Annotated in this window: 18 protein-coding genes; 8 read left to right on the plus strand and 10 right to left on the minus strand. The window is 69.9% G+C overall.

The window, feature by feature from the left end:
* The first annotated feature begins 251 nt into the window (after positions 1–251).
* The 4 genes from lpxC (at position 252) to ligA (ending at position 6,154) form a co-directional block, all read left to right on the plus strand.
* Positions 252–1,205, plus strand: coding sequence for a UDP-3-O-acyl-N-acetylglucosamine deacetylase (lpxC, locus tag FWJ24_RS03945; protein ID WP_150286445.1), 954 nt, complete (start codon positions 252–254; stop codon positions 1,203–1,205).
* 230 nt (positions 1,206–1,435) lie between these two features.
* The gene (locus tag FWJ24_RS03950) at positions 1,436–2,329 is read left to right on the plus strand and encodes an outer membrane protein assembly factor BamD (protein WP_425468891.1); all 894 of its coding nucleotides are present in this window, start codon (positions 1,436–1,438) and stop codon (positions 2,327–2,329) included.
* Between the two features lie 15 nt (positions 2,330–2,344).
* Positions 2,345–4,054 (plus strand): DNA repair protein RecN, encoded by a 1,710-nt coding sequence (recN, locus tag FWJ24_RS03955; protein ID WP_150286446.1) that lies wholly within the window; start codon positions 2,345–2,347, stop codon positions 4,052–4,054.
* Positions 4,055–6,154, plus strand: a complete 2,100-nt coding sequence (ligA, locus tag FWJ24_RS03960) for an NAD-dependent DNA ligase LigA (protein WP_150286447.1) — start codon at positions 4,055–4,057, stop codon at positions 6,152–6,154.
* On the opposite strand, the gene FWJ24_RS03965 is transcribed toward ligA, so the two are convergent.
* Both FWJ24_RS03965 and FWJ24_RS03970 read right to left on the minus strand, forming a co-directional pair.
* A complete protein-coding gene (locus FWJ24_RS03965) occupies positions 6,135–7,331 on the minus strand; it encodes a multidrug effflux MFS transporter (protein WP_150286448.1) in 1,197 nt (398 codons plus the stop codon). The two genes, ligA and FWJ24_RS03965, sit on opposite strands and share 20 nt — an antisense overlap.
* A complete protein-coding gene (locus FWJ24_RS03970) occupies positions 7,328–9,172 on the minus strand; it encodes an aminopeptidase P family protein (protein WP_246155497.1) in 1,845 nt (614 codons plus the stop codon). The genes FWJ24_RS03965 and FWJ24_RS03970 overlap by 4 nt, the downstream gene beginning before the upstream one ends.
* A gap of 327 nt (positions 9,173–9,499) precedes the next feature.
* On the opposite strand from FWJ24_RS03970, the gene FWJ24_RS03975 reads away from it, so the two are divergent.
* Both FWJ24_RS03975 and FWJ24_RS14905 read left to right on the plus strand, forming a co-directional pair.
* On the plus strand, positions 9,500–9,736 hold the full coding sequence (locus FWJ24_RS03975; protein WP_150286449.1) for a hypothetical protein: 237 nt from the start codon (positions 9,500–9,502) through the stop codon (positions 9,734–9,736).
* A gap of 12 nt (positions 9,737–9,748) precedes the next feature.
* Positions 9,749–9,874, plus strand: a complete 126-nt coding sequence (locus tag FWJ24_RS14905; protein ID WP_281291937.1) for a hypothetical protein — start codon at positions 9,749–9,751, stop codon at positions 9,872–9,874.
* A 72-nt stretch (positions 9,875–9,946) separates the two neighbouring features.
* Here FWJ24_RS14905 and FWJ24_RS03980 read toward each other — a convergent pair whose 3' ends face one another.
* From FWJ24_RS03980 to FWJ24_RS03995, 4 genes are all read right to left on the minus strand, one after another.
* Complete coding sequence (locus FWJ24_RS03980) at positions 9,947–10,909, minus strand: 50S ribosomal protein L11 methyltransferase (protein WP_150286450.1); 963 nt, start codon at positions 10,907–10,909, stop codon at positions 9,947–9,949.
* A 64-nt stretch (positions 10,910–10,973) separates the two neighbouring features.
* Positions 10,974–11,270, minus strand: coding sequence for a type II toxin-antitoxin system HicB family antitoxin (locus FWJ24_RS03985; protein WP_150286451.1), 297 nt, complete (start codon positions 11,268–11,270; stop codon positions 10,974–10,976).
* A gap of 9 nt (positions 11,271–11,279) precedes the next feature.
* Positions 11,280–11,477 carry a type II toxin-antitoxin system HicA family toxin gene (locus FWJ24_RS03990; protein ID WP_150286452.1) on the minus strand — a complete coding sequence of 66 codons (198 nt, stop codon included), beginning with the start codon at positions 11,475–11,477 and terminating at the stop codon, positions 11,280–11,282.
* A gap of 130 nt (positions 11,478–11,607) precedes the next feature.
* The gene (locus FWJ24_RS03995; protein WP_150286453.1) at positions 11,608–14,010 is read right to left on the minus strand and encodes an ATP-dependent helicase; all 2,403 of its coding nucleotides are present in this window, start codon (positions 14,008–14,010) and stop codon (positions 11,608–11,610) included.
* Between the two features lie 176 nt (positions 14,011–14,186).
* On the opposite strand from FWJ24_RS03995, the gene FWJ24_RS04000 reads away from it, so the two are divergent.
* Both FWJ24_RS04000 and FWJ24_RS04005 read left to right on the plus strand, forming a co-directional pair.
* A complete protein-coding gene (locus tag FWJ24_RS04000; RefSeq protein ID WP_150286454.1) occupies positions 14,187–15,590 on the plus strand; it encodes an FAD-binding oxidoreductase in 1,404 nt (467 codons plus the stop codon).
* A gap of 81 nt (positions 15,591–15,671) precedes the next feature.
* Positions 15,672–19,358, plus strand: a complete 3,687-nt coding sequence (locus FWJ24_RS04005) for an AsmA family protein (protein ID WP_166443577.1) — start codon at positions 15,672–15,674, stop codon at positions 19,356–19,358.
* Positions 19,359–19,397: 39 nt separating this feature from the next.
* On the opposite strand, the gene FWJ24_RS04010 is transcribed toward FWJ24_RS04005, so the two are convergent.
* The 4 genes from FWJ24_RS04010 to FWJ24_RS04025 all read right to left on the minus strand — a co-directional run bounded on the left by FWJ24_RS04010 (position 19,398) and on the right by FWJ24_RS04025 (position 22,098).
* Positions 19,398–19,640, minus strand: a complete 243-nt coding sequence (locus FWJ24_RS04010) for a ribbon-helix-helix domain-containing protein (protein WP_150286456.1) — start codon at positions 19,638–19,640, stop codon at positions 19,398–19,400.
* On the minus strand, positions 19,640–19,843 hold the full coding sequence (locus tag FWJ24_RS04015) for a DUF4169 family protein (RefSeq protein WP_150286457.1): 204 nt from the start codon (positions 19,841–19,843) through the stop codon (positions 19,640–19,642). The genes FWJ24_RS04010 and FWJ24_RS04015 overlap by 1 nt, the downstream gene beginning before the upstream one ends.
* Positions 19,843–21,228: a class II fumarate hydratase gene (gene fumC, locus FWJ24_RS04020; RefSeq protein WP_206110776.1), complete on the minus strand. Its 1,386-nt coding sequence runs from the start codon at positions 21,226–21,228 to the stop codon at positions 19,843–19,845. Before fumC ends, FWJ24_RS04015 begins: the two co-directional genes overlap by 1 nt.
* A 189-nt stretch (positions 21,229–21,417) precedes the next feature.
* A complete protein-coding gene (locus FWJ24_RS04025; RefSeq protein ID WP_150286459.1) occupies positions 21,418–22,098 on the minus strand; it encodes an SspB family protein in 681 nt (226 codons plus the stop codon).
* Positions 22,099–22,239 lie beyond the last annotated feature (141 nt).

Raw genomic sequence — 22,239 nt, forward strand, 5'->3', positions numbered from 1 at the left:
GAATATTACGTCCCGGCCTGCCCTGGATTGCGGCAGGCCGATGGCAAAGCGTATGGAGTGATTGCATAAGCATCTGATATAAAATTGTTTTTTTAAGAACACTTCTTCCCCTGTTTGTGGCGGACGCGTGTTACAGAGCGTAAGAATCAGTGATTTTGCAATTGCTGATCGGGGAGGTATCCCGGCTCTGGTAGCGGGTGGCGTTCCGGCACGGACCGGATCAATGCGTCGGCATCGAGGTGGGGCCTCGCATGCAGGGGAAGAATGACGTGAAACAAACCACTTTGGCCGATCAGATTGTCATCGAAGGCGTCGGTGTTCATTCGGGTCGTCCCGCGCAGGTTCTCCTTCATCCGGCGGAAGCCGGGTCGGGCATCACCTTCCTGCGTACAAATCTCCCGAATGGGCGCGAGCGCCAGATCCCGGCGCGCTACCATTCGGTTTGCAACACCGATCTCTGCACCGTGATCGGCGACGGGGCCGGCGCTTCGATCTCGACGGTCGAGCATCTGATGAGTGCGCTGGCCGGGCTCGGCGTCGACAATGTTCTCGTCGAGGTGGACGGGCCGGAAATGCCGATCCTCGACGGTTCCGCCCGGCTCTTCGTCGAGGCGATTGACCAGGTGGGGCTGCGCAGTCTCGGCGCGACGCGCAAGGTCGTGAAGGTTCTCAAGCCAGTGCGGGTCGAACTCGGCAATGCGGTGGCGGAATTGCTGCCGCGCGATCACGGCTTCCGACTTGATGCCGAGATCGTGTTCGACAGCACGGTGATCGGCCGGCAATCCTACGGCTTTGAACTCGATGCGGGGCGCTATCGCCGCGAGATTGCCAGCGCCCGCACCTTCGGCTTCATGCGCGATGTCGAGCGGCTCTGGAAGGCGGGGCTTGCGCTGGGGGCTTCGCTCGAGAATACCGTCGCGGTCGGCGAGGATGCCGTCGTCAATCCGGAAGGCCTGCGCTTCCCCAACGAATTCGTCCGCCACAAGCTGCTCGATGCGGTCGGGGATCTCGCCCTCGCTGGCTATGCCATCCAGGGGCATTACAAGGCGCTCTGTCCCGGCCACAAGCTCAATGTCATGGTGCTCGACGCGCTGTTCTCGGACCGCTCGGCCCATGCGATCATCGAGACGCCGGTCCGGCGTCCGGCACGCGGCGTCGGCGACGTGCTCCAGCCGCTCGCGGCCTTCGCGCCCGATCTCAACTGAAGCCATCCTTGACGGAAGCCTCGCGGACGACTGCCCCAGGCGTGTTCCCGATGGCGCAGGGCGGGTTCGTGCCATAATATCGCCGCGAGCGCAGTTAACGACAATCCCGCGAAGCGGCCGGCATGCTCTTGCATCGCAAGGCATCTTCCCGCAAAAGAGCCCGATTGGGGTGGAGTGGTGTCGCTGCCGTGCCGAAAGGCGCGCCCGTGACCGGTCAGCGTGAGGCCAGGATGGGGTCGAGGACGATTTCGGAGACGCAGCCTTCCGGCATGCGGCTCGTGCGGCTGGCGGCGGGGCTCGCGATCGCGCTGGGGCTCGGCGGCTGCGAGACGCTCTCCTCGCTGAATCCGTTCGAGGACAAGGGCCCCAAGAGCGATATCGGCAAGGACGAGCGCGCCGACGTGCTCTACAATGACGGCCTCGCCCGGCTCGAAGCCCGCGATTTCGGGGGCGCGACGAAGAAATTCGTCGAACTCGACAAGCAATATCCCTATTCGCAATGGTCGCAGAAGGCGCTGCTGCTCTCGACTTTCGCGGCCTATGAGGGCGGCGATTATGCGGAGGCGATCAACCACGGCCGCCGCTACGTGCAGCTCTATCCGGCGAGCCCCGAGACGCCCTACGCGCAATATCTCGTCGGCATGAGCTATCACAACCAGATTCTCGACATCAACCGCGACCAGGAGCGCGCCGAGAAATCGCTTCAGGTGATGGAGGATCTCGTTCGCAAATGGCCGAGTTCCGAATATGCCAACGATGCGCGCGAGCGCATCCGCATCTCGCGCGACCAGCTCGCGGGCAAGGAAATGGATATCGGCCGCTATTACCTCAAGCGGCGCAACTTCACGGGCGCGATCAATCGCTTCCGCGAGGTGATCGTCAAATACCAGACCACGCGGCATGTCGAGGAGGCGCTCTCGCGCCTGACAGAGGCCTATATGGGCCTCGGCATCGTCAACGAGGCGCAGACCGCGGCGGCCGTTCTCGGGCACAATTTCCCGGACAGCCCCTGGTACAAGGATGCTTTCGCGCTGCTCGAGTCGCAGGGCACCAAGCCGCGCGAGGATACCGGCTCGTGGATCAGCCGGCAGTTCCGCGGCTTCTCGCGCGTCATCGGCCTCTGAACGCGGCCGGCGGCGATGCTGCTCAGCCTCTCGATCCGGGACATCGTCCTGATCGACCGGCTCGATCTTGAATTCTCCGAGGGGCTGTCGGTCCTGACCGGCGAGACCGGCGCGGGCAAGTCGATCCTGCTCGATGCGCTGGCGCTTGCGCTCGGCGCGCGCGGCGATGGCGCGCTGGTGCGGCACGGCGCCGTGCAGGGCCAGGTGATTGCGATGTTCGACGTGCCTGCGGCGCATCCGGCCCGCGCGCTTGCCGCCGCGGCTGGTTTCGCGGCGGAGGGCGAACTCATCCTGCGCCGCATCCAGCTCGCCGACGGGCGCTCGCGCGCCTATGTCAATGACCAGCCGGCCGGCGTGCAGGTGCTGCGCGCGATCGGTGCCACTCTCGTCGAGATCCACGGCCAGCATGCCGACCGCGCCATGATCGACCCGGCGGCGCATCGCGCGCTGGTCGATGGGTTCGCGGGGCTGGAGGACGAGGTGGCGGATCTCGCGCGGCTCCATGCCGGCTGGCGGGAGGCGGCGCGGCAGGCGGCGGAGGCCGCGGCGCGGCTCGAGGCGAGCCGGCGCGAGGCGGATTACCTGCGCCATGCGGCGGCCGAACTCGACGCCCTCGCGCCGGAACCCGGCGAGGAGGAGGCGCTGGCGACGCGCCGGCAGGCGATGATGCAGGCGGAAAAGACGATCGTCGATCTGCGCGACGCCGCCGATCTCATCAGCGGCGAGCGGGCGCCGGGGCCGGTGATCCTCGCGGCGCTGCGGCGGATCGAGCGCCGGCGCGATGGCGGTGGCGAGGCGCTGGCCGGAGCGGTCAGCGCGCTGGAGACGGCGCTCGCCGCGCTCGACGAGGCGCAGGATGGTCTCGAACGGGCGCTGCGCGATTCGGAATTCGAGCCGCGCGAACTGGAGCGCATCGAGGAGCGGCTCTTCGCGTTGCGCGCGGCGGCGCGCAAATACCATGTGCCGGTGGATGAACTCGCCGCGCTCGCCGTGCGCCATGCCGCGGATCTCGACATGCTCGACCATGGCGAGGCGCAGCTCGCCGCCCTGGAGGCGCGGGCGCGCGAGGCGGAGGCGCTGCTGCGGGCGCGGGCCGAGGCGCTCTCGGCCAAGCGGCACCACGCCGCCGCGGCGCTCGACGCGGCGATCGCGGCCGAATTGCCGCCGCTGAAGCTCGAACGCGCCCGCTTCTCGACCGAGATCGACAGCGACCCGGCCCGGCTCGACGCCAGCGGCATCGACCGGGTTGAATTCCATGTCGCGACCAATCCCGGCACGCGGCCGGGACCGATGATGAAGGTCGCCTCGGGCGGCGAACTCGCCCGTTTCATGCTCGCGCTCAAGGTGGCGCTCGCCGATCGCGGTTCGGCGCCGACCCTCGTGTTCGACGAGATCGATACCGGCGTCGGCGGCGCGGTCGCGGATGCGATCGGCGCGCGGCTCGCCCGGCTCGCCGGCAATGTCCAGGTGCTGGCGGTGACGCATGCGCCGCAGGTGGCGGCGCGCGCCGCGCATCATTTCCACATCGCCAAGGGCGAGGTAACAGCGGGCGAGGTAACAGCGGGCGAGGGGACGCCGGAGGAGGAGCGTGCCCCGATGCGATTCGCGACCCGCGTCATCCGGCTCGCGCCCGAGGCGCGGCGCGAGGAGATCGCGCGCATGCTCTCCGGTGCGGCGATCACCGACGAGGCCCGGGCCGCCGCGCGGCGGCTGCTGGAGGCGTGAATGGCGGGGGTGCCGGTTCCTCCCGCGCTCGCGGCCGAGCATGCCCGACTCGCGGCCGAGATCGCCGAGCACGACCGGCGCTACCACCAGGAGGACGCGCCCGTCATATCGGACGCGGAATACGACGCGCTGCGCCGGCGGCTGGAGCGGCTGGAGGCCGAGCATCCGGCGCTGCGGTCAATGGCGGGCGGGACGGTGGGGGCGGCGCCCTCGGGCAAGTTCGCCAAGATCCGCCATGCGGTGCCGATGCTCTCGCTGGGCAATGTCTTCTCCGGGGAGGAGGCGCGGGATTTCGTGGCGCGCGTGCGGCGCTTCCTCGATTGGCCGGCGGAGCAGGAACTGGCCTTCACCGCCGAGCCCAAGATCGACGGGCTCTCGCTGTCGCTGCGCTACGAGAGCGGGGCGCTCGTCCATGCCGCGACGCGCGGCGATGGCGCCGAGGGCGAGGACGTGACTGCGAATATCCGCGCGGTTCTCGCTTCGACCGGCATCCCCGCGCAGCTGCCGGCCGAGGCACCGGCGATCGCCGAGATCCGCGGCGAGATCTATCTCGGTCACGCCGATTTCGCGGCGATCAATGCCCGGCAGGCGGAGGCGGGCGGCAAGGTCTTCGCCAATCCGCGCAATGCCGCCGCCGGCTCGCTGCGCCAGATCGACCCGGCGGTGACGGCGGGACGGCCGCTGCGCTTCTTCGCCTATGCCTGGGGCGAGATGAGCGCGATGCCGGCCATGACGCAATCCGGCATGGTCGCCGCCTTCGCGCGCTGGGGCTTTCCGACCAATCCGCTGATGCGGCGCTGCCCGGATGTCGAGGCGCTGCTTGCGCATTACAGCGCCATTGAGGCCGCGCGGCCCGAACTCGGCTACGATATCGACGGCGTGGTCTACAAGGTCGACGATCTCGCGCTCCAGCGCCGGCTCGGCTTCGTCGCGCGAGCGCCGCGCTGGGCGGTGGCGCATAAATTCGCGGCCGAGCGGGCGGTGACGCGGCTCAACGCCATCGAGATCCAGGTCGGACGGACCGGTGCGCTGACCCCGGTGGCCAAGCTCGAACCGGTGACGGTCGGCGGCGTCGTCGTCGCCAATGCGACGCTGCACAATGCCGACGAGATCGCCCGGCTCGACGTGCGGGTCGGCGATTTCGTGGTGGTGCAGCGCGCCGGCGATGTCATCCCCCAGGTGGTGGAGGTTGTGGCGGAGCGGCGACCCGAGGGCGCGCAGCCCTACATCTTCCCGGCGCATTGCCCGGTCTGCGGCAGTCCCGTGCGCATCGAGGCGACGGGCAGCGGTGCGGAGGGGGCGGTGCGACGCTGCTCGGGCGAACTCGCCTGCCCGGCGCAGCGGATCGAGCATCTGCGGCATTTCGTCTCGCGCCGCGCCTTCGACATCGAGGGCCTCGGCGAAAAGCAGATCGAATTCTTCTACGAATGCCCGGTCGAGCATCTGCGGGTGCGCGAGCCGGCGGATATCTTCACGCTTCAGGCGCGCAACGAGACCTCACTCCAGAAGATCGAGAATTTCGAGGGGTTCGGGAAGACGAGCGTCGCCAATCTCTTCGCAGCGATCGCGGCGCGGCGGACGATCAGCCTCGAACGTTTCATCTTCGCGCTCGGCATCCGTCATGTCGGCGAGACGACGGCGAAGATCCTCGCCCGCGCCGCCGGCGACTGGCCGGCTTTTGCAAGCCTCGCCCGGCGGATCGCCGCGGGCGAGGCGGATGCCGAGGCCGAGTTGCAGGCCATCGACCAGATCGGCCCCTCGGTCCGGCAGGCGCTGGCGGATTTCTTCGCCCGGCCGGAAACCGGGGCCATGGTGGCGCGGCTCGTCGCGGAACTCACCATCCTGCCGGCGGAGCGGCCGGCGGCGGAAAGCCCGGTGGCCGGCAAGACCCTGGTCTTCACCGGCACGCTCGAACGCATGACCCGCGACGAGGCGAAGGCGCGCGCCGAGAGCCTCGGCGCCAAGGTCGCCGGCTCGGTCTCGAAGAAGACCGATCTCGTGGTCGCCGGGCCCGGCGCCGGCTCGAAGCTCGACAAGGCCGCGGAACTGGGCGTGAAGGTGATCAGCGAGGCCGAATGGCTCACGCTGATCGGCGGCTGATTCCCGCCTGCCGGCCGGCGGCGAAGGCGGCCAGCGCGCAGGCGAGCATCATCAGCGCCAGCGGCAGCGCCGAATCCTGCGCGGCCTTGCCGGCGGCGAAGCTCACCACCGCGCCGATTCCCACCTGGCCGAACCCCATCAGCCCCGATCCGGCCCCCGCCGCTTCCGGATCGACCCCGACGCCGCCGGCGATGGCGTTCGGCAGCACCAGCCCGTTCCCGAACGAGGTGATCATCGCCGGGGCGAACAGGGCGAGCGGGTGGAGAATGCCGAGCAGCGCTGGGACCAGGATGGCCACGGCGCCGACGAGGCCCATCGCATTGCCCCAGAGGATCAGCCGGTCGATCCCGGCGGCGCGCGCCGCGCGGCCGGAGATAAAATTGCCGAGCATGTAGCCAAACGAGAGCGACATGAACCACAATCCGTAGGCGCTCTTCGAATAGCCCATCACCTCGATCATCAGATAGGGCGCGGCGCCGAGAAAGCCGAAGAACAGCGCCGAACAGAAGGCGGAGGCGCCCCAATAGGCCATGTAGTGCCGGTTTCCGACAAGCCGCAGCGTGCGTCGCGCCACCTCGGCCCCGGTCGTGGCGATGAGGCTCGCGGGCCGCGTCTCCGGCAGCGTCCGCCAGGCGAGCGCGAGGCTCATCAGCCCCAGCCCGCCGCAGAAGGCGAGGATCGCCCGCCAGCCCAGCCCCTCGTCGAGCGTGGCGCCGACAAGCGGGGCCACCATCGGCGCAACCACCATCGCCATGGTGACGTAGCCGATCAGGCTCGCGGCGGAATTGAGGTCATGGAGATCGCGGATCATCGTGCGGCCGAGGGCGAGACCGGCGGTGGCACCGAAGCTCTGCACCACGCGCGCGATGACCAGGATCTCGATATTCGGCGCGGCGAAGGCGGCGAGGCTCGCCGCGACATAGAGCGCGAGCGCGGCAAGGATCACCGGGCGGCGGCCGAACCGGTCCGCCAGCGGGCCGAGCAGGAGCTGGCTCAGCGCCATGCCGAACAGATAAAGGGAGAGCACGAGCTGGGCGCTCTCCTTCGAGGTGCCGAGCGCCAGCGGCAGCCCCGGCAGCGACGGCACGAGAATGTTGAGCGTCAGCGGCCCGAGCATCGAGAGCACGACGAGCAGCAGCAGGAAGCCGCGGGAACCGGCCTCGGCGCGCGTTCTCATAGCGGCTGGCACGCCTTTTCGAGGAAGGCGAGATCCGCTCCCGCGAGATGCGGCGCGAGGCGCGCCAGCGTCTCGGCATGGTAGGCGTCGAGCCAGGCGCGCTCGGCGCGGGTCAGCATGGATTTCACGATCGCCGCCCGGTCGATCGGCACATGGGTCAGCGTCTCGAAGCCGAGCATCGCGCGTTCGGCGCCGGCGGGCGCCATCGGCGTGACCGCTACGAGGTTCTCTATGCGTATGCCGAAATGCCCCTCGCGGTAATAGCCGGGCTCGTTGGAGAGGATCATGCCCGGCAGGAGCGGCGCGGTGCCGAGCTTCGAGATGCGCTGCGGCCCCTCATGCACCGAGAGGAAGCTGCCGACGCCGTGGCCGGTGCCGTGATCGAAATCCTGGCCGGCGGCCCAGAGGAACTGCCGGGCGAAGGCGTCGATCTGCGCGCCGCTCGTGCCCTTCGGGAAGATGGCGCGGGACAGGGCGATCATGCCCTTGAGCACACGGGTGAAGGCGGCGCGCATCGCCCGGCCGGCGCTGCCGATCACGATCGTGCGGGTGATGTCGGTGGTTCCGTCGCGGTATTGGCCGCCGGAATCGATCAGGAACAGGCCGGGGGCGAGCGGCCGGTTCGTCGCTGCGCTCACGCGGTAATGCGGCAGGGCAGCATTGGCGCCGGCGCCGGCGATGGTGGGGAAGGCGATGTCGACGAGGGCGGGGTCGGCGGCGCGGAACCCCTCGAGCGCGATCACCGCGTCGATCTCGGTGATGCCGCCGGCCGGCGCCTCGCGCGCGAGCCAGGCGAGGAAGCGCGCCATGGCGATGCCGTCGCGCAGATGCGCGGCGCGCGCGCCGTCGAGTTCGGTGGCGTTCTTCTGCGCCTTCATCAGCGCCAGCGGATCGGCGCCGGGATCGGCGATGCCGCCCGCCGCCTCGATGGCGCGGGCGAAGAGCACGGCGCCACTCTCCTCGTCGAGGCGGATCCGCCTGCCCCCCGCCGCAAGCGGGGCGAGGCGCGCGACGAGTTCGGCGCGGCCGTCGCCGGGCGGGGCTTCCGGCGGCACGATGTCCGCCAGGGTGGCGAGGCGCGCGGCGAGCGGCGGCGCCAACCGCACGGGATCGGCGAAAAGAAGCGGCCGGCCGGCGGCGGGGACCAGCGCGAAGGCGCGCAGGATCGGCAGATGCGGCACATCGCCCGCACGGAGATTGAACAGCCAGTTGACCGACGGGCACTCGCTGACGACGAGCCCGGTCAGCCCCTCGGCGGCCAGTGCCTGCTGCAACCGCGCGACCTTGGCGGCGCTGTCCTCGCCCGCGAAACGGAGCGGGTGCTCGACGACCGGGCTTTTCGGCGCGGCGGGGCGCTCCGGCCAGATCGCGGCGAAGGGGTCCGCGGCAAGCGGGGCGAGCGTGAAGCGCCCTTCTTCCGCGGCGCGGGCGAACCGCTTCAGGCCGCGCGGGGTGAACAGCGCCGGATCGTAGCCGATGCGCGCGTCCGCCGCGGTGTTGGCCCGCAGCCAGGTTTCCGGCGCTGTTTCGGCGAGCGGAATGGCGTGCACGACGGCGGGGTCAAGTTCGGCGCTGGCCTGCGCGGTATAGCGACCATCGACGAACAGCGCCGCTTTTTCCGCGAGCACGATCAGGAACCCGGCCGAGCCGGTGAAGCCGGTGGCCCAGCCGAGCCGGTTCTCGCTCTCGGGGATGTATTCGCCCTGGAAGATGTCGGCGCGCGGCACCAGCAGCCCGGCAAGGCCGGCGCGGGCCATTTCGCCGCGCAGCGCGGCGAGCCGGGCCCGCGAGAGATCGGGCCGGCCGGCGGCGGTGAAGGATTGGAAACGGGAACCGGCCAAGCGTGCCTCTTCGTTGCCGCGAAACTAGGGGCTTCGTCCGGCCGCTTCAAGCCGGTCCGGTGCGTTTGGGCGGGAATGTGGCTCCGATGCGCCTCTCTTGCCGCATGCAGGGCAGGGGGCGTGCGGTCTGGGCAGATTGTGACGAAAATATGCAAAAAACGCGCAGCCGGTTAAGGAAATTAACAAAGAATTGCGTTTAGCGCATATCAAGCCTGCAGGATCCTCTCTTGTTGCAGCGCAACAATCAACTACTTTGGTTGCATACCCAGTGCCTAGTCCGATGCGCCGGTCTCCCCCCGATCCGGCGCCCTGACACAGGAGATGATGATGGCCAGCCTGACTTTTTCCAACGCCCTCCTGCCGCTTGCCGGCACCGATGGCGCCGAAACCGCTCCCGCCGCGCGCAAGGGTTTCTGGGCCCGCATCGGCGAGGCGATGATCGAGAGCCGCCGCCGCCGCGCCGAGCGCGAGATTGCCCGGCTCGAGATCGCCTATGGTCTCCGGCTGCGTGAGACCGCTTCCGAGAGCGACATCGCCGCGCGCGACCTGCCGTTCAACCGCTGAAAGGAATATCCCATGCTCATGACCCTGTTCACCTGGGTCCTGGCGCAGAGCCGCTTCGTCCGCGACGTGATCGTCGAGGCGCGCGCGCTGCAGCGCCGGCTCAACGCGGCCCATCCCGGCCTGCTCGGCAGCGAGTAAGCCCGGCCCGGCCGGCAACGGCGACTTGATCAGCCAGCGATGGCGACTTGGCCCCGGTTCTCCGGGGCCTTTTCATTTGGCGAGCAGCAGGCTCGACCAGCCTTCGAGATCGATGCGGCGCCGCAGCCGGAAGCCGAAGGCGCCGTAGCGCGCGCGCATGCCCGGCACGTCGCCCGCGAGCATGCCCGAAAGGATGACATGCCCGCCCGGCGCGGTGGCCGCGGCGATCTCGGGCGCGAGCCGCTTCAGCGGACCGGCGAGGATATTCGCGAAGACGAGATCATAGGTGCCGCGCGCCCGCAGCGCCGGGTGCTTGAGCCCCGCGGCCACGACGGGGCGGACGAGATGCGGCACGCCGTTCAGCCGGGCATTGGCGCGGGCGATCCGCACCGAATCGGGGTCGATCTCGCCGGCACGGACGCGGCGCTTCAGCATTGCGGCGGCGGCCATGGCCAGCACCCCGGTGCCGGAGCCGATATCGACGATTGCCGCCGGGCGCCGCCGCTTCAGCAGCGAATCGAGCAGGAGGAGGCAGCCGCGCGTGGTGCCGTGATGCCCGGTGCCGAAGGCCAGGGCGGCTTCGATCTCGATATTGACGCGGTTGGGCCGGCGCGCGGCCCTGTCATGCGCGCCATGGATGGTGAAGCGCCCGGCCGAAACGGGCTCCAGCCCCTCCAGCGACGCCGCGATCCAGTCCCGCGCCTCGATCCGCTCGAAAACGAGGGCCTGACCGGCTTCCGCGCCGGCGATCTCGGCGACCAGCGCGCGGATCGCCGCCTCGTCGATGGCGCCGGCAAAGACCAGTTCCGCCTGCCAGGGCGCCGCGCTGTCGGGCAGCAGCGTGCCCATGGGGCCCTCGCGGCCGGCGGCGGGCCGGTCCGGCCGCCGGAAGGCGACCGGTAGGGCCGCGTCATCCGCGATCTCGAACGCGGAGGCCGCGAGTTCCTCGGGCTCGAACCGCTCGGAGAATTCGTCCGCGAGGCGGGTGGCGGTGGCCTCGTCGGTGAGGAGGCGGGCGATGAGGGGGGGGGGCATGGCTTTGCGCCTCCGGGGCATCCTCGCAATCGGTTCGGGCGGCCATGAGGCCTTCGGCAGCGCTTTACTCGGCGGCTGGGCGGAAGGCGAGGGGCGGCAGCGGGATCGCCGCAACGATGTGGGTTCCGAGTTCCTGAGCCAGCGCAGGGTCGGCCCGCCATTCGGCGAGGGAGCGCTGGCGGGGCAACTCGCCGCCGGCCTCGATCAGCAGAACGAGATGCACGGAGAGAGCTTCCGGCGCGTTGTGCAAGGCTTCCTCGAAGCTGTCCCCCGCCGAAAAACAGCCAGGCACATCCGGAAACCACACGCCAAAGGCGGTGTTTCCGTCACTTTCTTCGATCAGGGCGAGGTAGTGACTCATGGCCGCTGTTTACACCCAGCCGGCGATCTTGGCGATACGCCGCGCAGTGCCGATCGGCAGATCCTTCTTCGGATGCGGCACCGTGATGATCAGCGTCAGGCCCGGCTTGCCGAAGTGATGGTGCGAGCCCTCGATCCGCAGCAACTTCCAGCCCTCGGTGCGAAGGCGACGGATAATGTCGCGGGAACTCGTGGGGACGGAGGGCATGGCGACGCTCCTGATTCGACGAAGCGTCTACTAACTGACACGACACAGAGCGATGAGAAACAAGAAAAAACGCGAAAAATAATACGCGCGCCGTCCTTGACTGTGAATAAGGTGTTCTCTTGCTGTCGCCTCACGCCGCCTGCACGAAACTCTCCAGTACCATCTTGCGGCCGGCCTTGTCGAAATCGACCGTGAGCTTGTTGCCGTCGATCCCGGCTACCGAGCCGGGGCCGAACTTGATGTGGAAGATGCGATCGCCGACCGCGAATCGCGAGGGCTCGCCGGTCGATGAGGCGAGGACGCGGCCCTCGATCTGCCTGGGGCCGCCGCGTGCGCCGAAGCGCGCGGGGTCCGGCGGCGCCGAGGAGGGGCGGAAGCCTGCATGGCCCGCGGCCTGCGCGCGTTGCCAGCCGGGGGTGGAATAGCTCGAAGCCTGGAATGGCTGTGCGCGGTCGAACCGGGAATGCCCGCCGCCATGGATCCGGCGGTCCTGCACGCCATAGGTGCCCTGGCCATCCTGCACCTCGACATGGGCCGCAGGCAGCTCATCGATGAAACGCGAGGGAATCGAGGCCTGCCACAGGCCGTGGATGCGGCGATTGGCGGCGAAATAGAGCTTGGCGCGCCGCTTGGCGCGGGTGAGCCCCACATAGGCGAGGCGGCGTTCCTCCTCGAGGCCGGCCTTGCCCTGCTCGTCGAGCGCGCGCGGATGGGGGAAGACGCCCTCCTCCCAGCCGGGGAGGAAGACGGTCTCGAATTCGAGGCCCTTGGCGGCGTGCAGCGTCATGATCGAGACGCGGTCCCCGCCCTCGCTCGCCGCGGCATCCATCACGAGGCCGACATGCTCGAGGAAGCCGGCGAGATTCTCGAATTCCTCCATCGAGCGGACGAGTTCCTTGAGGTTCTCGAGCCGGCCGGCCGCATCGGCGGAGCGGTCCTTCTTCCACATGTCGGTATAGCCGGATTCCTCCAGCACCAGCTCGGCGAGTTCGTGATGGGGCAGGGTTTCCATCTGCGCAGACCAGCGGGAGAAGGCCGCCATCAGGTCGCGCAGGGTGGCGCGCTGCTTCGGTTTCAGTTCCTCGGTCTCGATCAGCATGCGTGCCGATTGCATCAGCGGGATGCGCTGGCTGCGCGCATGGGCGTGCAGCGTCGCCAGCACGGCATCGCCGAGACCCCGCTTCGGGGTGTTGAAGATGCGTTCGAAGGCGAGGTCGTTCGCGGGGCTCGCGACGCATTTGAGATAGGCGAGCGCGTCGCGGATCTCGGCGCGCTCGTAGAAGCGCGGGCCGCCGATGACGCGGTAGGGGATCGCGTTGGTGATAAAGCGCTCCTCGAACTCGCGCATCTGGAACGAGGCGCGCACCAGAACCGCCATCTCGTCGAGCCGGTGGCCCTTGACCTGGCTCGCCTCGATCTCGTCCGCGACCTGGCGAGCCTCTTCCTCGGAATCCCAGGCGCAGGCGACGCTCACGCGCTCGCCCGCCTCGCCCTCGGTGAACAGCGTCTTGCCGAGCCGGCCCTCGTTATGGGCGATGAGATGCGCGGCCGCGCCGAGGATATGCCCGGTCGAGCGGTAATTGCGCTCGAGGCGGATGACCTTCGCGCCGGGGAAATCCTTCTCGAAGCGCAGGATGTTGTCGACCTCGGCGCCGCGCCAGCCATAGATCGATTGATCGTCGTCGCCCACGCAGGCGATGTTGCGCCGCCCCTGCGCCAGCAGCCGCAGCCAGAGATATTGCGCGGTGTTGGTGTCCTGATACTCGTCGACGAGAATGTAGCGGAAACGCTTCTGGTATTGCGCCAGCACCTCGGGATTGTCGCGGAACAGGCGGATGGTCTCGACAAGGAGATCGCCGAAATCGACCGCGTTCAGCGTCTTCAGCCGCTCCTGATAGAGCGCGTAGAACGCGCTGCCGCGACCCGCGAAGCCGATGCCCTCGCCGTGGGGAACCTTTTCCGGCGGCAGCGCCCGGTTCTTCCAGCCGTCGATCATCGCGGCGAGCACGCGGGCGGGCCAGCGCTTCTCGTCGATATTCTCGGCCTGGAGGATCTGCTTCAGGAGGCGGATCTGGTCGTCGGTGTCGAGGATGGTGAAATCCGGCCGGAGATCGACGATCTCGGCGTGCCGGCGCAGGAGCTTGGTGCCGATCGCGTGGAAGGTGCCGAGCCAGGGCATGCCCTCGGCCACGCCGCCGATGAGATGGCCGACACGCTCCTTCATCTCGCGCGCGGCCTTGTTGGTGAAGGTCATCGCCAGGATCTCGTTCGGCCGCGCGAGCCCGGCGGCAATGATATGGGCGATGCGGGCGGTGAGCACCTTGGTCTTGCCGGTGCCGGCGCCGGCAAGCACGAGGAGCGGCCCTTCGGTGGTCTCGACCGCGGCGCGCTGTTCGGGGTTGAGCCCTTCGAGATGTCCGGCCTGCCGGCCCGCCGCCGCGCGGGCGCGCGCGGCAATGCCGCCGCCGTCCGGATCCGGCGCGCGGGGGGCGGGGTCTTCCGACCAGCGATCAAGCGAGAACGGGTTCGACACGGCCAACCTTCACGATAGCGCATCCGCCCGCCGGACATGGCGCGGGATGTCGGCACATGCAACCATTCTGGCTGATTCGCAGCGCGAACGCCTGTGCATGCCGCCTCGATGCGATTGCGCCGCCGAGCTTGCCGTCGCGTGCCGCTTCCGCCAAGCTCGGCGCGAAGGAGTTTTCCATGATCACCACGCGTCCCGACCCGACGACCATCGCGGCGCTGACGCGCGACCTCCAGGCCCGGTTCGGCAACCGCGCCGTGACCAGCGAGGCCGTGCGGCGGCAGCATGCGCATACGCTGACCTGGCTCGAAAACCAGCCGCCGGACATCGTCGTGTTCGCGGAGGATGCGGCGGAAGTGGCGGAGATCGTGCGGCTCTCGGCCGCGCGGCGGGTGCCGGTCATCCCGTTCGGAACCGGCTCGTCGCTCGAAGGGCATGTCAACGCGCCCTATGGCGGGGTCTCGATCGATCTCTCCGCCCTGAAGCGCATCATCGCCGTGCATCCCGAGGATCTCGATTGCGTGGTCGAGCCGGGGGTGACGCGCAAGGAACTCAACGATCATCTCAAATCCCACGGGCTGTTCTTCCCGATCGATCCCGGCGCCGATGCCTCGCTCGGCGGCATGGTCGCGACCCGCGCCTCGGGCACCAATGCCGTCCGCTACGGGACGATGAAGGACAATGTCCTGGCGCTCGAGGCGGTGCTCGCCTCCGGCGAGACGATCCGCACCGCGCAGCGCGCCAAGAAGACCTCCGCCGGCTACGACCTGACCCGACTCTTCGTCGGCTCGGAGGGCACGCTCGGCATCGTCACCCGCATCACGCTGAAGCTCAGCGGCCTGCCGGAGGCGATCTCGGCCGGGGTCTGCCCCTTCCCCGATATCCGCGCCGCCGCCGACGCGACGATCATGACCATCCAGACCGGGCTGCCGGTGGCGCGGATCGAATTGCTCGACGAGGTGCAGGTCCGCGCCTGCAACGCGCATGCGAAGCTCGCGCTGCCGGAGACGCCGCTGCTGTTCGTCGAGTTCCACGGTACCGAGGCGGGCGTTGCCGAGCAGGCGGCGCGGTTCGGCGAGATCGCGGCGGAATGCGGCGGCGGCCCGTTCGAATGGGCGACCCGGCCCGAGGAGCGCACGCGGCTGTGGCAGGCGCGGCATGATGCCTATTGGGCGGCGGTGGCGCTGCGGCCCGGCACGCGCGGCATCTCGACCGATGTCTGCGTGCCGATCTCGCGGCTCGCGGAATGCATCGAGGCGACCAAGGCCGATATCGTTGAAACCGGGTTGATCGCGCCGATCGTCGGCCATGTCGGGGACGGGAATTTCCATTGCCTGCCGCTGATCGACACGGCGAATCCCGAGGAAATCCGCAAGGCGGAAGGGTTCATCGGCCGCCTCGTCGCGCGTGCGCTCGCCATGGAGGGCACCTGCACCGGCGAACACGGCATCGGCCAGGGCAAGATGAAATATCTCGATGCCGAACTGGGCGCCGGCGCGCTCGAGGCGATGCGTGTCATCAAGCGCGGGCTCGATCCGGAGGGAATCCTCAACCCCGGCAAGATCGTCACGCTTCGGCCGTGATCCGGCAGGATTCTCGGCGCCGCCGCATTCCGCTTGGCGCGCGATGCCGCTATGGAGGGGGCGAACGGAGGCCGCATCGCCGTGCGTGACATCGTGACCGCTGTCGCCGCGCTTGTCGCCATCGCGCTCATCGCGCTGATGGTCGGCCCTTTCGTGATCGACTGGGACAGCCAGCGCGGCCGCGTCGCCGCGCTGATCCGCGAGCGGACGGGGATCGAGGCGCGCATCGCCGGGCCGCTCCAGGTCTCGCTGCTACCGACGCCCGAACTCGATGCCGGCGGGGTCGAATTCGGGCCGGAAGGCGCGCCGGTCGCACGAGCCGAGCGGCTGACGGTGACGCTCTCGGCCACGGCTCTCCTCTCCGGCCGGGTGACGGTGACGAGCGCGCGCGCCGACAATGCCGAGATCGACCGCTCGGCGCTTGCCGCGCTTGCGGGGGAGATCGCGGCGCGGCCGGAGGCCGGCGCCGGGCCGGGGTTCGGGCAGATCGGAATCGAGCGGCTCATGCTGCGCGGGCTCCGCCTCGTCGAGGGCGCGGTGGGCGCGCGGGGCGCGCCCCATGACGTGACGATCGAGGCGCCGAGCCTTGCCGGACCGTTCCGGATCGACGTGACCGATCCCGGCCTCGGGCGGGAATTCCACGCCCAGATCGGGCGTCTGGAGCAGGGACGGGCGCGAATCAAGGGCCTGATCGAGGATCGCAGCCTCGCGCTCCGCGCCGGGATCGACGGAATCGTCGCGCTGCCCGGCGTGCCGGGGCGGCCGCTTTACGACGGGCTCGTCACGCTCAACGGCAACCCGATTCTCGGCAGCGGTGCGGGCGCGGCACAGGTGCCGGTGCAGGGATCGCTGCGCGTAATTGCCGACACGCACCGCGTCAGCGCCGAGCCGGTGACGCTGACGATCGGCGACGGCGAGCGCGCGCTCCAACTCACCGGCCGCGGCGAGGCCGATCTCGCCGCGCCACGGCCGCGCCTCAGCCTGGCGCTCGCGACCAAGCGCCTCGATCTGACGCCGCCGCCCGCCGACCTGCCGCCGCGCGCGCGACCGGTGGATCTGCGCGCCGCGCTGCTGGCCCTGGCGCAGGGTGGCGGCCGGCCGCTGCCCTTCGATCTCGATCTCGCTCTCGATATCGGCGCGCTTCAGGCCGGCGGCGCGGTTGTCCACGATCTCGCAGCGGCGATATCCGTCGGCAGTGCGGGGCCGATCCTGCATCGGCTGACGGCGCGGCTGCCGGGTGCGACGGCTTTGCGCTTCGCCCGTACGCCGGATGCGACCCAGCCGCTGGAGGGCGAGCTGGCGGTGGAAAGCGGCGAACTCGGCGGGCTCATCGCTTGGCTGCGCGGGGCCGATATCGCCGCCGGCTTGCCCGCAGAAGGCCGTCTCGCGGCACGGCTTGCCGGGGGGGCGGAGGGAATCGCGATCCAGACACTGACGCTCGACAGCAGCGCCGGCGCGCTTGCCGGCCGCGGCGATGTCCGGCCGGCCGCCGCCGGGCAGAGTGCACTGCCCCGGCTGACGCTCGACCTCGCCGCGCGGCGCTTCGATGCCCGCGTGCTCGCCGCGCTCGAACCGCTGAAGCCGGTGGCCGGCCTCGAGATCGCGACGCGGCTCGCGGTGGAGCGGCTGGTGCTCGACCAGGCCGAACTCGGCGGTCTGCGGGTCGCGCTCGACCGCTCAGGCGGTACGGTGTCGCTCCACGAATTCCGCCTTACCGGCCGGGCGGGAGAGGTGCTCACGCTTTCGGGAACGATCGGTCCGGGCGCCACCCATCTGACAGCCAAGCTTGACGCCGAGCGGCTTGGCGATCTCGCGCGGCTCGCCGGCGCGGTGCTGCCGCGGCCCGAGATCGCGGCGCTGCAACGCCGGGCGGCGCTGCTCGAACCGGCGCTGGCCGTGGCCAATATCCGCCTGACCGGCGAAAGCGGCGCGAGCGCCTGGGACCTCGCGGTGGACGGGGTGCTCGGCGGGACGCGCGTCTCGGCCCGGACGCGCTCGACCAATCGGAGCGGCGACCTCGCCGTGGAGGCGGAGGGGGAGATCGCGGCGCCGGACGGCGCGCGCCTGCTCGCCCAGATCAGCGGCCAGTCGGGATCATCCGGCGCGGCGGCGGGGCAGGGCACGCTGCGTTTCAAAGCCGGCGGCGATCCGCGCCGGGAGATCACGGGCTCGGTCGGCGGCGAGGTCGCGGGGCTCGGCTTCCGCTTCGACGGCGGCTACAACCCCTTCCGCGCCAACCCGCTCGAAGGCCGGCTGAGCGCCGAAACGGCCGATCTGCGCCGTCTTCTCGCGGCTTTCGGCACAAGCCCGCCCGTGGCGGACAATGTTGCGGCGGAAATCCATGGCCGCGTCTTCTCCGAGGGCGCGAAGATCACGCTCACCCGGTTCGAGGCACGGCTCGACGCGGCGCCGGCCAGCGGCGAGATCAGCCTCGATTTTGCGCGCGGCGGGCAGGTGGCCGGGCAGGTCCGGCTCACCGCGCTCGATCTCGCGGCGCTGTTCGCGCCGGCCTCCGGCGCCACCCCGCCGGCTTTCGGCGCCGGGCCCTGGTCCGCCGCCCCGTTCGGCCCGTCGGTGCCGCCACCGCTCGCCGGCGATCTCTGGATCGAGGCCGAGAGCGGCCGTTTCGGCGCCGTGACACTCGAGGCCCCGCAATTCGTCTACCGCTTCGCGCCGGATCTGGCGGCGATCGAGGGGTTCGAGGCGCGCATGGGCGAGGCGCGGATCCGCGGTTCGCTGACGGCGCTGCGCAAGGACCGCAATGTCGAGATCGCCGGGCGTATCGAGGCGGCGCGGCTGCCGGTGCCCTTTCTCGGCGGGCGCCTCTCTGGCGCGATGCCGTTTTCGGGCGGGGGGGAGAACCCGCGGGCGCTCGTCGCGAGCCTTGCGGGGGCCGGGGAGGTCGCGCTCGACCGGTTTCTCGTTCCGGAGGCCGATCCGGCCGCGCTCGCCCGCATCGTCGCGCGCGATCTCGATGAGCTGATGCCGATCGACGAGAACCGGATCGGCGCGCTCGTCGATCGGGAATTGCGGCGGGCGGCGTTCGAATCCCCCGCCGGAACCTGGCCGGCGAGCCTCGTCAACGGGCAGGTCCGGCTCGGCGGCGTGCCGCTGCCGGCGGCCGTGTCAGGCCGGCCGGAGATCGAGATCACACCGGCGATCGGGCTCGATCTCGTGCGCGGCGAGGTTGATTCGCGGCTGACCTTCCGCCAGCTGGCGCTGCCGAAGGGCTGGCGCGGCGCGGTGCCGGAAATCGCGCTCGTGCTGTCCCGCCGCCTTGCCGCGGATGCGCCGCCGCCGCGCCGCGCGCTTCAGGTCGGCGCGCTGGTCAACGGGCTGCTCGCCATGGCGATCCAGCGCGATCTCGAACGCGCCGAGGCGTTCGAGGCCGATATCCGCGAGCGCGCGATGCATCTGCGCCGCCAGAAGGGCGATGCCTGGCGCGAGCGCCGCGAGCGCGAGATCCGCGAGATCGAGGCGATGATGGCCGATGAGGCGCGACAGCTCCGCCTGCGCACCGAGGCGGCGGCGGAATTCGAGCGCCAGCGGCTGCTGCGCGAGCGGCTGGAGCGGGAGGCTCGCGAACGCGCCGAGCGCGAGGCCGCCGAGCGGCTCGCCCGGCAGCGCGCGGAGGAGGAGCGGGCGCGGCTCGAACGGCTCGTGCGCGACCTCGCCCAGCCGCCGGCGCCGGCAGCCCCGGTGCCCCCGGCTGCCTCCGGCGCGCCACTCAACCTCGCGCCGCCGGCTTCCGCAGCGCCGCCGGGCTAGGGGATGATCTGACGATCTCCGGTCGGGGATCGAGCGGGATCAGGGCAGGACAGGCCCGCCGCGCGCCATCAGCCATTCGACGAGATGGATGCGCACCGCCGATGACAGGTTGACGCCCTGCCGCGCGCGGTCGATCCGCTCGACATAGGCCGCGATGCCGAGACCTTCCTGCGCCGCCGCGTGCCGGAGCAGCCGCCAGAACGGCTCCTCCAGCGAGATCGAGGTTGCGTGGCCGGCGATGCGCAGGCTGCGCTTGACGATCGGGGCCGGGCTATCCGGCATCATCCCTCCGGCGTGCCAGAGGGCGCGGGCGGGACGATCCGTCCGGCCTCGTGCGCCCGTTCCGCGCGCGCGTTCTCGGCCTTGGCGGCGCGCTTCTCGGCCTTCGGGCGGCCGAATTTCGCGCGGTTCGCTTCGGCCTGCTTCTCCGCCCCGGCGCGCGCCCTGGCCTTGCGTGCGCGGCGAAGATTGACGATCTCCGCCATCAGCCCGGACCGATCATCTTCGCGGGCACGACGATGGCGTCGAAATCCTCGCCGGAGATGCCGAGCGCGACGGCCTCCTCGCGCAAGGTGGTGCCGTTCTTGTGCGCGTTCTTCGCGACCTTGGCCGCGAGATCGTAGCCGTATTTCTCCTTGAGCGGGGTGACGAGCATCAGCGAGTTCCGGAGGCCGCGCTCGATATTGTCGAGCCGCGGCTCGATGCCGACCACGCAATTGTCGGTGAAGGAGACCGCCGCATCGGCAAGCAGGCGCACCGATTGCAGGAAGTTGTAGGCCATCATCGGGTTGAAGACGTTGAGCTCGAAATGGCCCTGGCTACCGGCGAAGGCGATGGCGGCGTTGTTGCCGTGGATATGGGCGGCGACCTGGGTGATGGCCTCGCATTGCGTGGGGTTGACCTTGCCGGGCATGATCGACGAGCCCGGCTCGTTCTCGGGCAGCGCGAGTTCGCCGAGGCCCGAGCGCGGACCCGAGCCCAGAAAGCGGATATCGTTCGCGATCTTGAAGCAGCTCATCGCCACCGTGTGGATCGCGCCGTGGGTCATCACCATGGCATCATGCGCGGCGAGCGCCTCGAACTTGTTCGGCGCCGAGGTGAAGGGCAGGCCGGTGATCGCGGCGATGCGTTCAGCCACCTTCTCGGCGAAGCCGACCGGCGCGGCAAGCCCGGTGCCGACCGCGGTGCCGCCCTGGGCGAGTTCCATCAGCATCGGCAGCGTCATCTCGATGCGCTTGATGCCGTTCTCGATCTGCTGGGCATAGCCGGAGAATTCCTGGCCGAGCGTGATCGGCGTCGCGTCCTGGGTGTGGGTGCGGCCGATCTTGATGATGTCCGCCCAGGCCTTCGCCTTGGCATCGAGCGCCTTGTGCAGGTGTCTCAGCGCCGGCAGGAGGCGGTTCACCACCTCCACCGAGCAGGCGATGTGCATCGCGGTCGGGAAGGTGTCGTTGGAGGATTGGCTCATGTTGACGTGATCGTTCGGGTGAACGGGCTTTTTCGAGCCCATCTCCCCGCCGAGCATCTCGATCGCGCGGTTCGAGATCACCTCGTTTGCGTTCATGTTCGATTGCGTGCCCGAGCCGGTCTGCCACACGACGAGCGGGAAATGCGCGTCGAGCTTGCCCTCGATCACCTCCTGCGCAGCCTTGATGATCACCGCGCCGAGCGTGGGATCGAGCTTGCCGAGCGCGATATTGGCTTCCGCCGCCGCGCGCTTGACGATGCCGAGCGCATGGATCACCGGCGCGGGCTGCTTCTCCCAGCCGATCTTGAAATTGCCGAGGCTCCGCTCGGCCTGCGCGCCCCAATAGACGTTCGAATCGACCTCGATGGGGCCGAAGGTGTCGGTTTCGGTGCGCGTCGCCATGATGATCCTCGGGTGAAAACGTGGGCCAGGATGAGCGGGCTTCTAGCCGAGGGTGGGGGCCGGAGCAATCGGCGGAAGGACGATGGTGACCGGTGCGGCAGGTCCATCCCCGATCCGGAATGTTCCGACCCGATACGGCTGGCACGGTGTGTCGCGGCGCGGCGTGTCGCGGCGCGGTGATCCCGATGCCTACTTCTTCTTGCGGAACGCTTCGAGGCTCACGACCTCGGCGCCGCCGGCCGGAATCTCGGCGCGCGGCTCCTCCGCCTCGGACGTGGCTGGCGGGGCGGGGGGCGGGGCGGCTGCCTTGTCCGCGGCGCGGGCGCGCGGCTTGCGTGCGGGGGGCTCCGCCTTCTCGCCCGCCGCCGGTTCGAGCTTCGGCTCGGAGGCGGCCCCGCGTTTCGCCTTGACGCCCTTTTCCAGGGTCGAGATCGCGGCGAGGTTCTCCTTGACGCCGGGCTCGGCAGCCTCCGGGACGGGGTCGTTGTCAGCCTGCGCCTCATCGGGCGTGAATTTGAGGCCGAACTGGACGGACGGGTCATAGAAGCCGGTCAGCGCGCTGAAGGGCACCAGCAGCCGCTCCGGCACACCGCCAAAGGAGAGACCGACCTCGAATCCCTGCTCGCTGACCGCGAGATCCCAGAACTGATGCTGGAGGACGATCGTCATCTCCTCCGGATATTTCTCGCGCAGCCGCGTCGAGAGCCGCACGCCGGGCGCCTCGGAGCGGAAGGTGATGTAGAAATGATGCTCGCCCGGCAGCCCCTGGCGCGCGGCCTCGGCCAGCACCTTGCGCACGACGCCGAGCAGCGCCTCCTGCACCATCACGTCGTAGCGGATCAGGTCTTCGGTCGGGGGCTCTTGCGTCATGGTGCTTCGGTCTGGGCGGCTTCGGGTCCGACGGGTTTGTGGGGCCGATGGTCTGTGGGCCGATGGTCTGTGGGCCGATGGGTCTGCTCTAGCTCGGACGGAGCCGATCATGGCCGATTCCCGCGCGCCCCGCGCGTAAAA

Origin of the sequence: Rhabdaerophilum calidifontis (assembly GCF_008641065.1) — a bacterium.
Classification (GTDB): domain Bacteria; phylum Pseudomonadota; class Alphaproteobacteria; order Rhizobiales; family Beijerinckiaceae; genus Rhabdaerophilum; species Rhabdaerophilum calidifontis.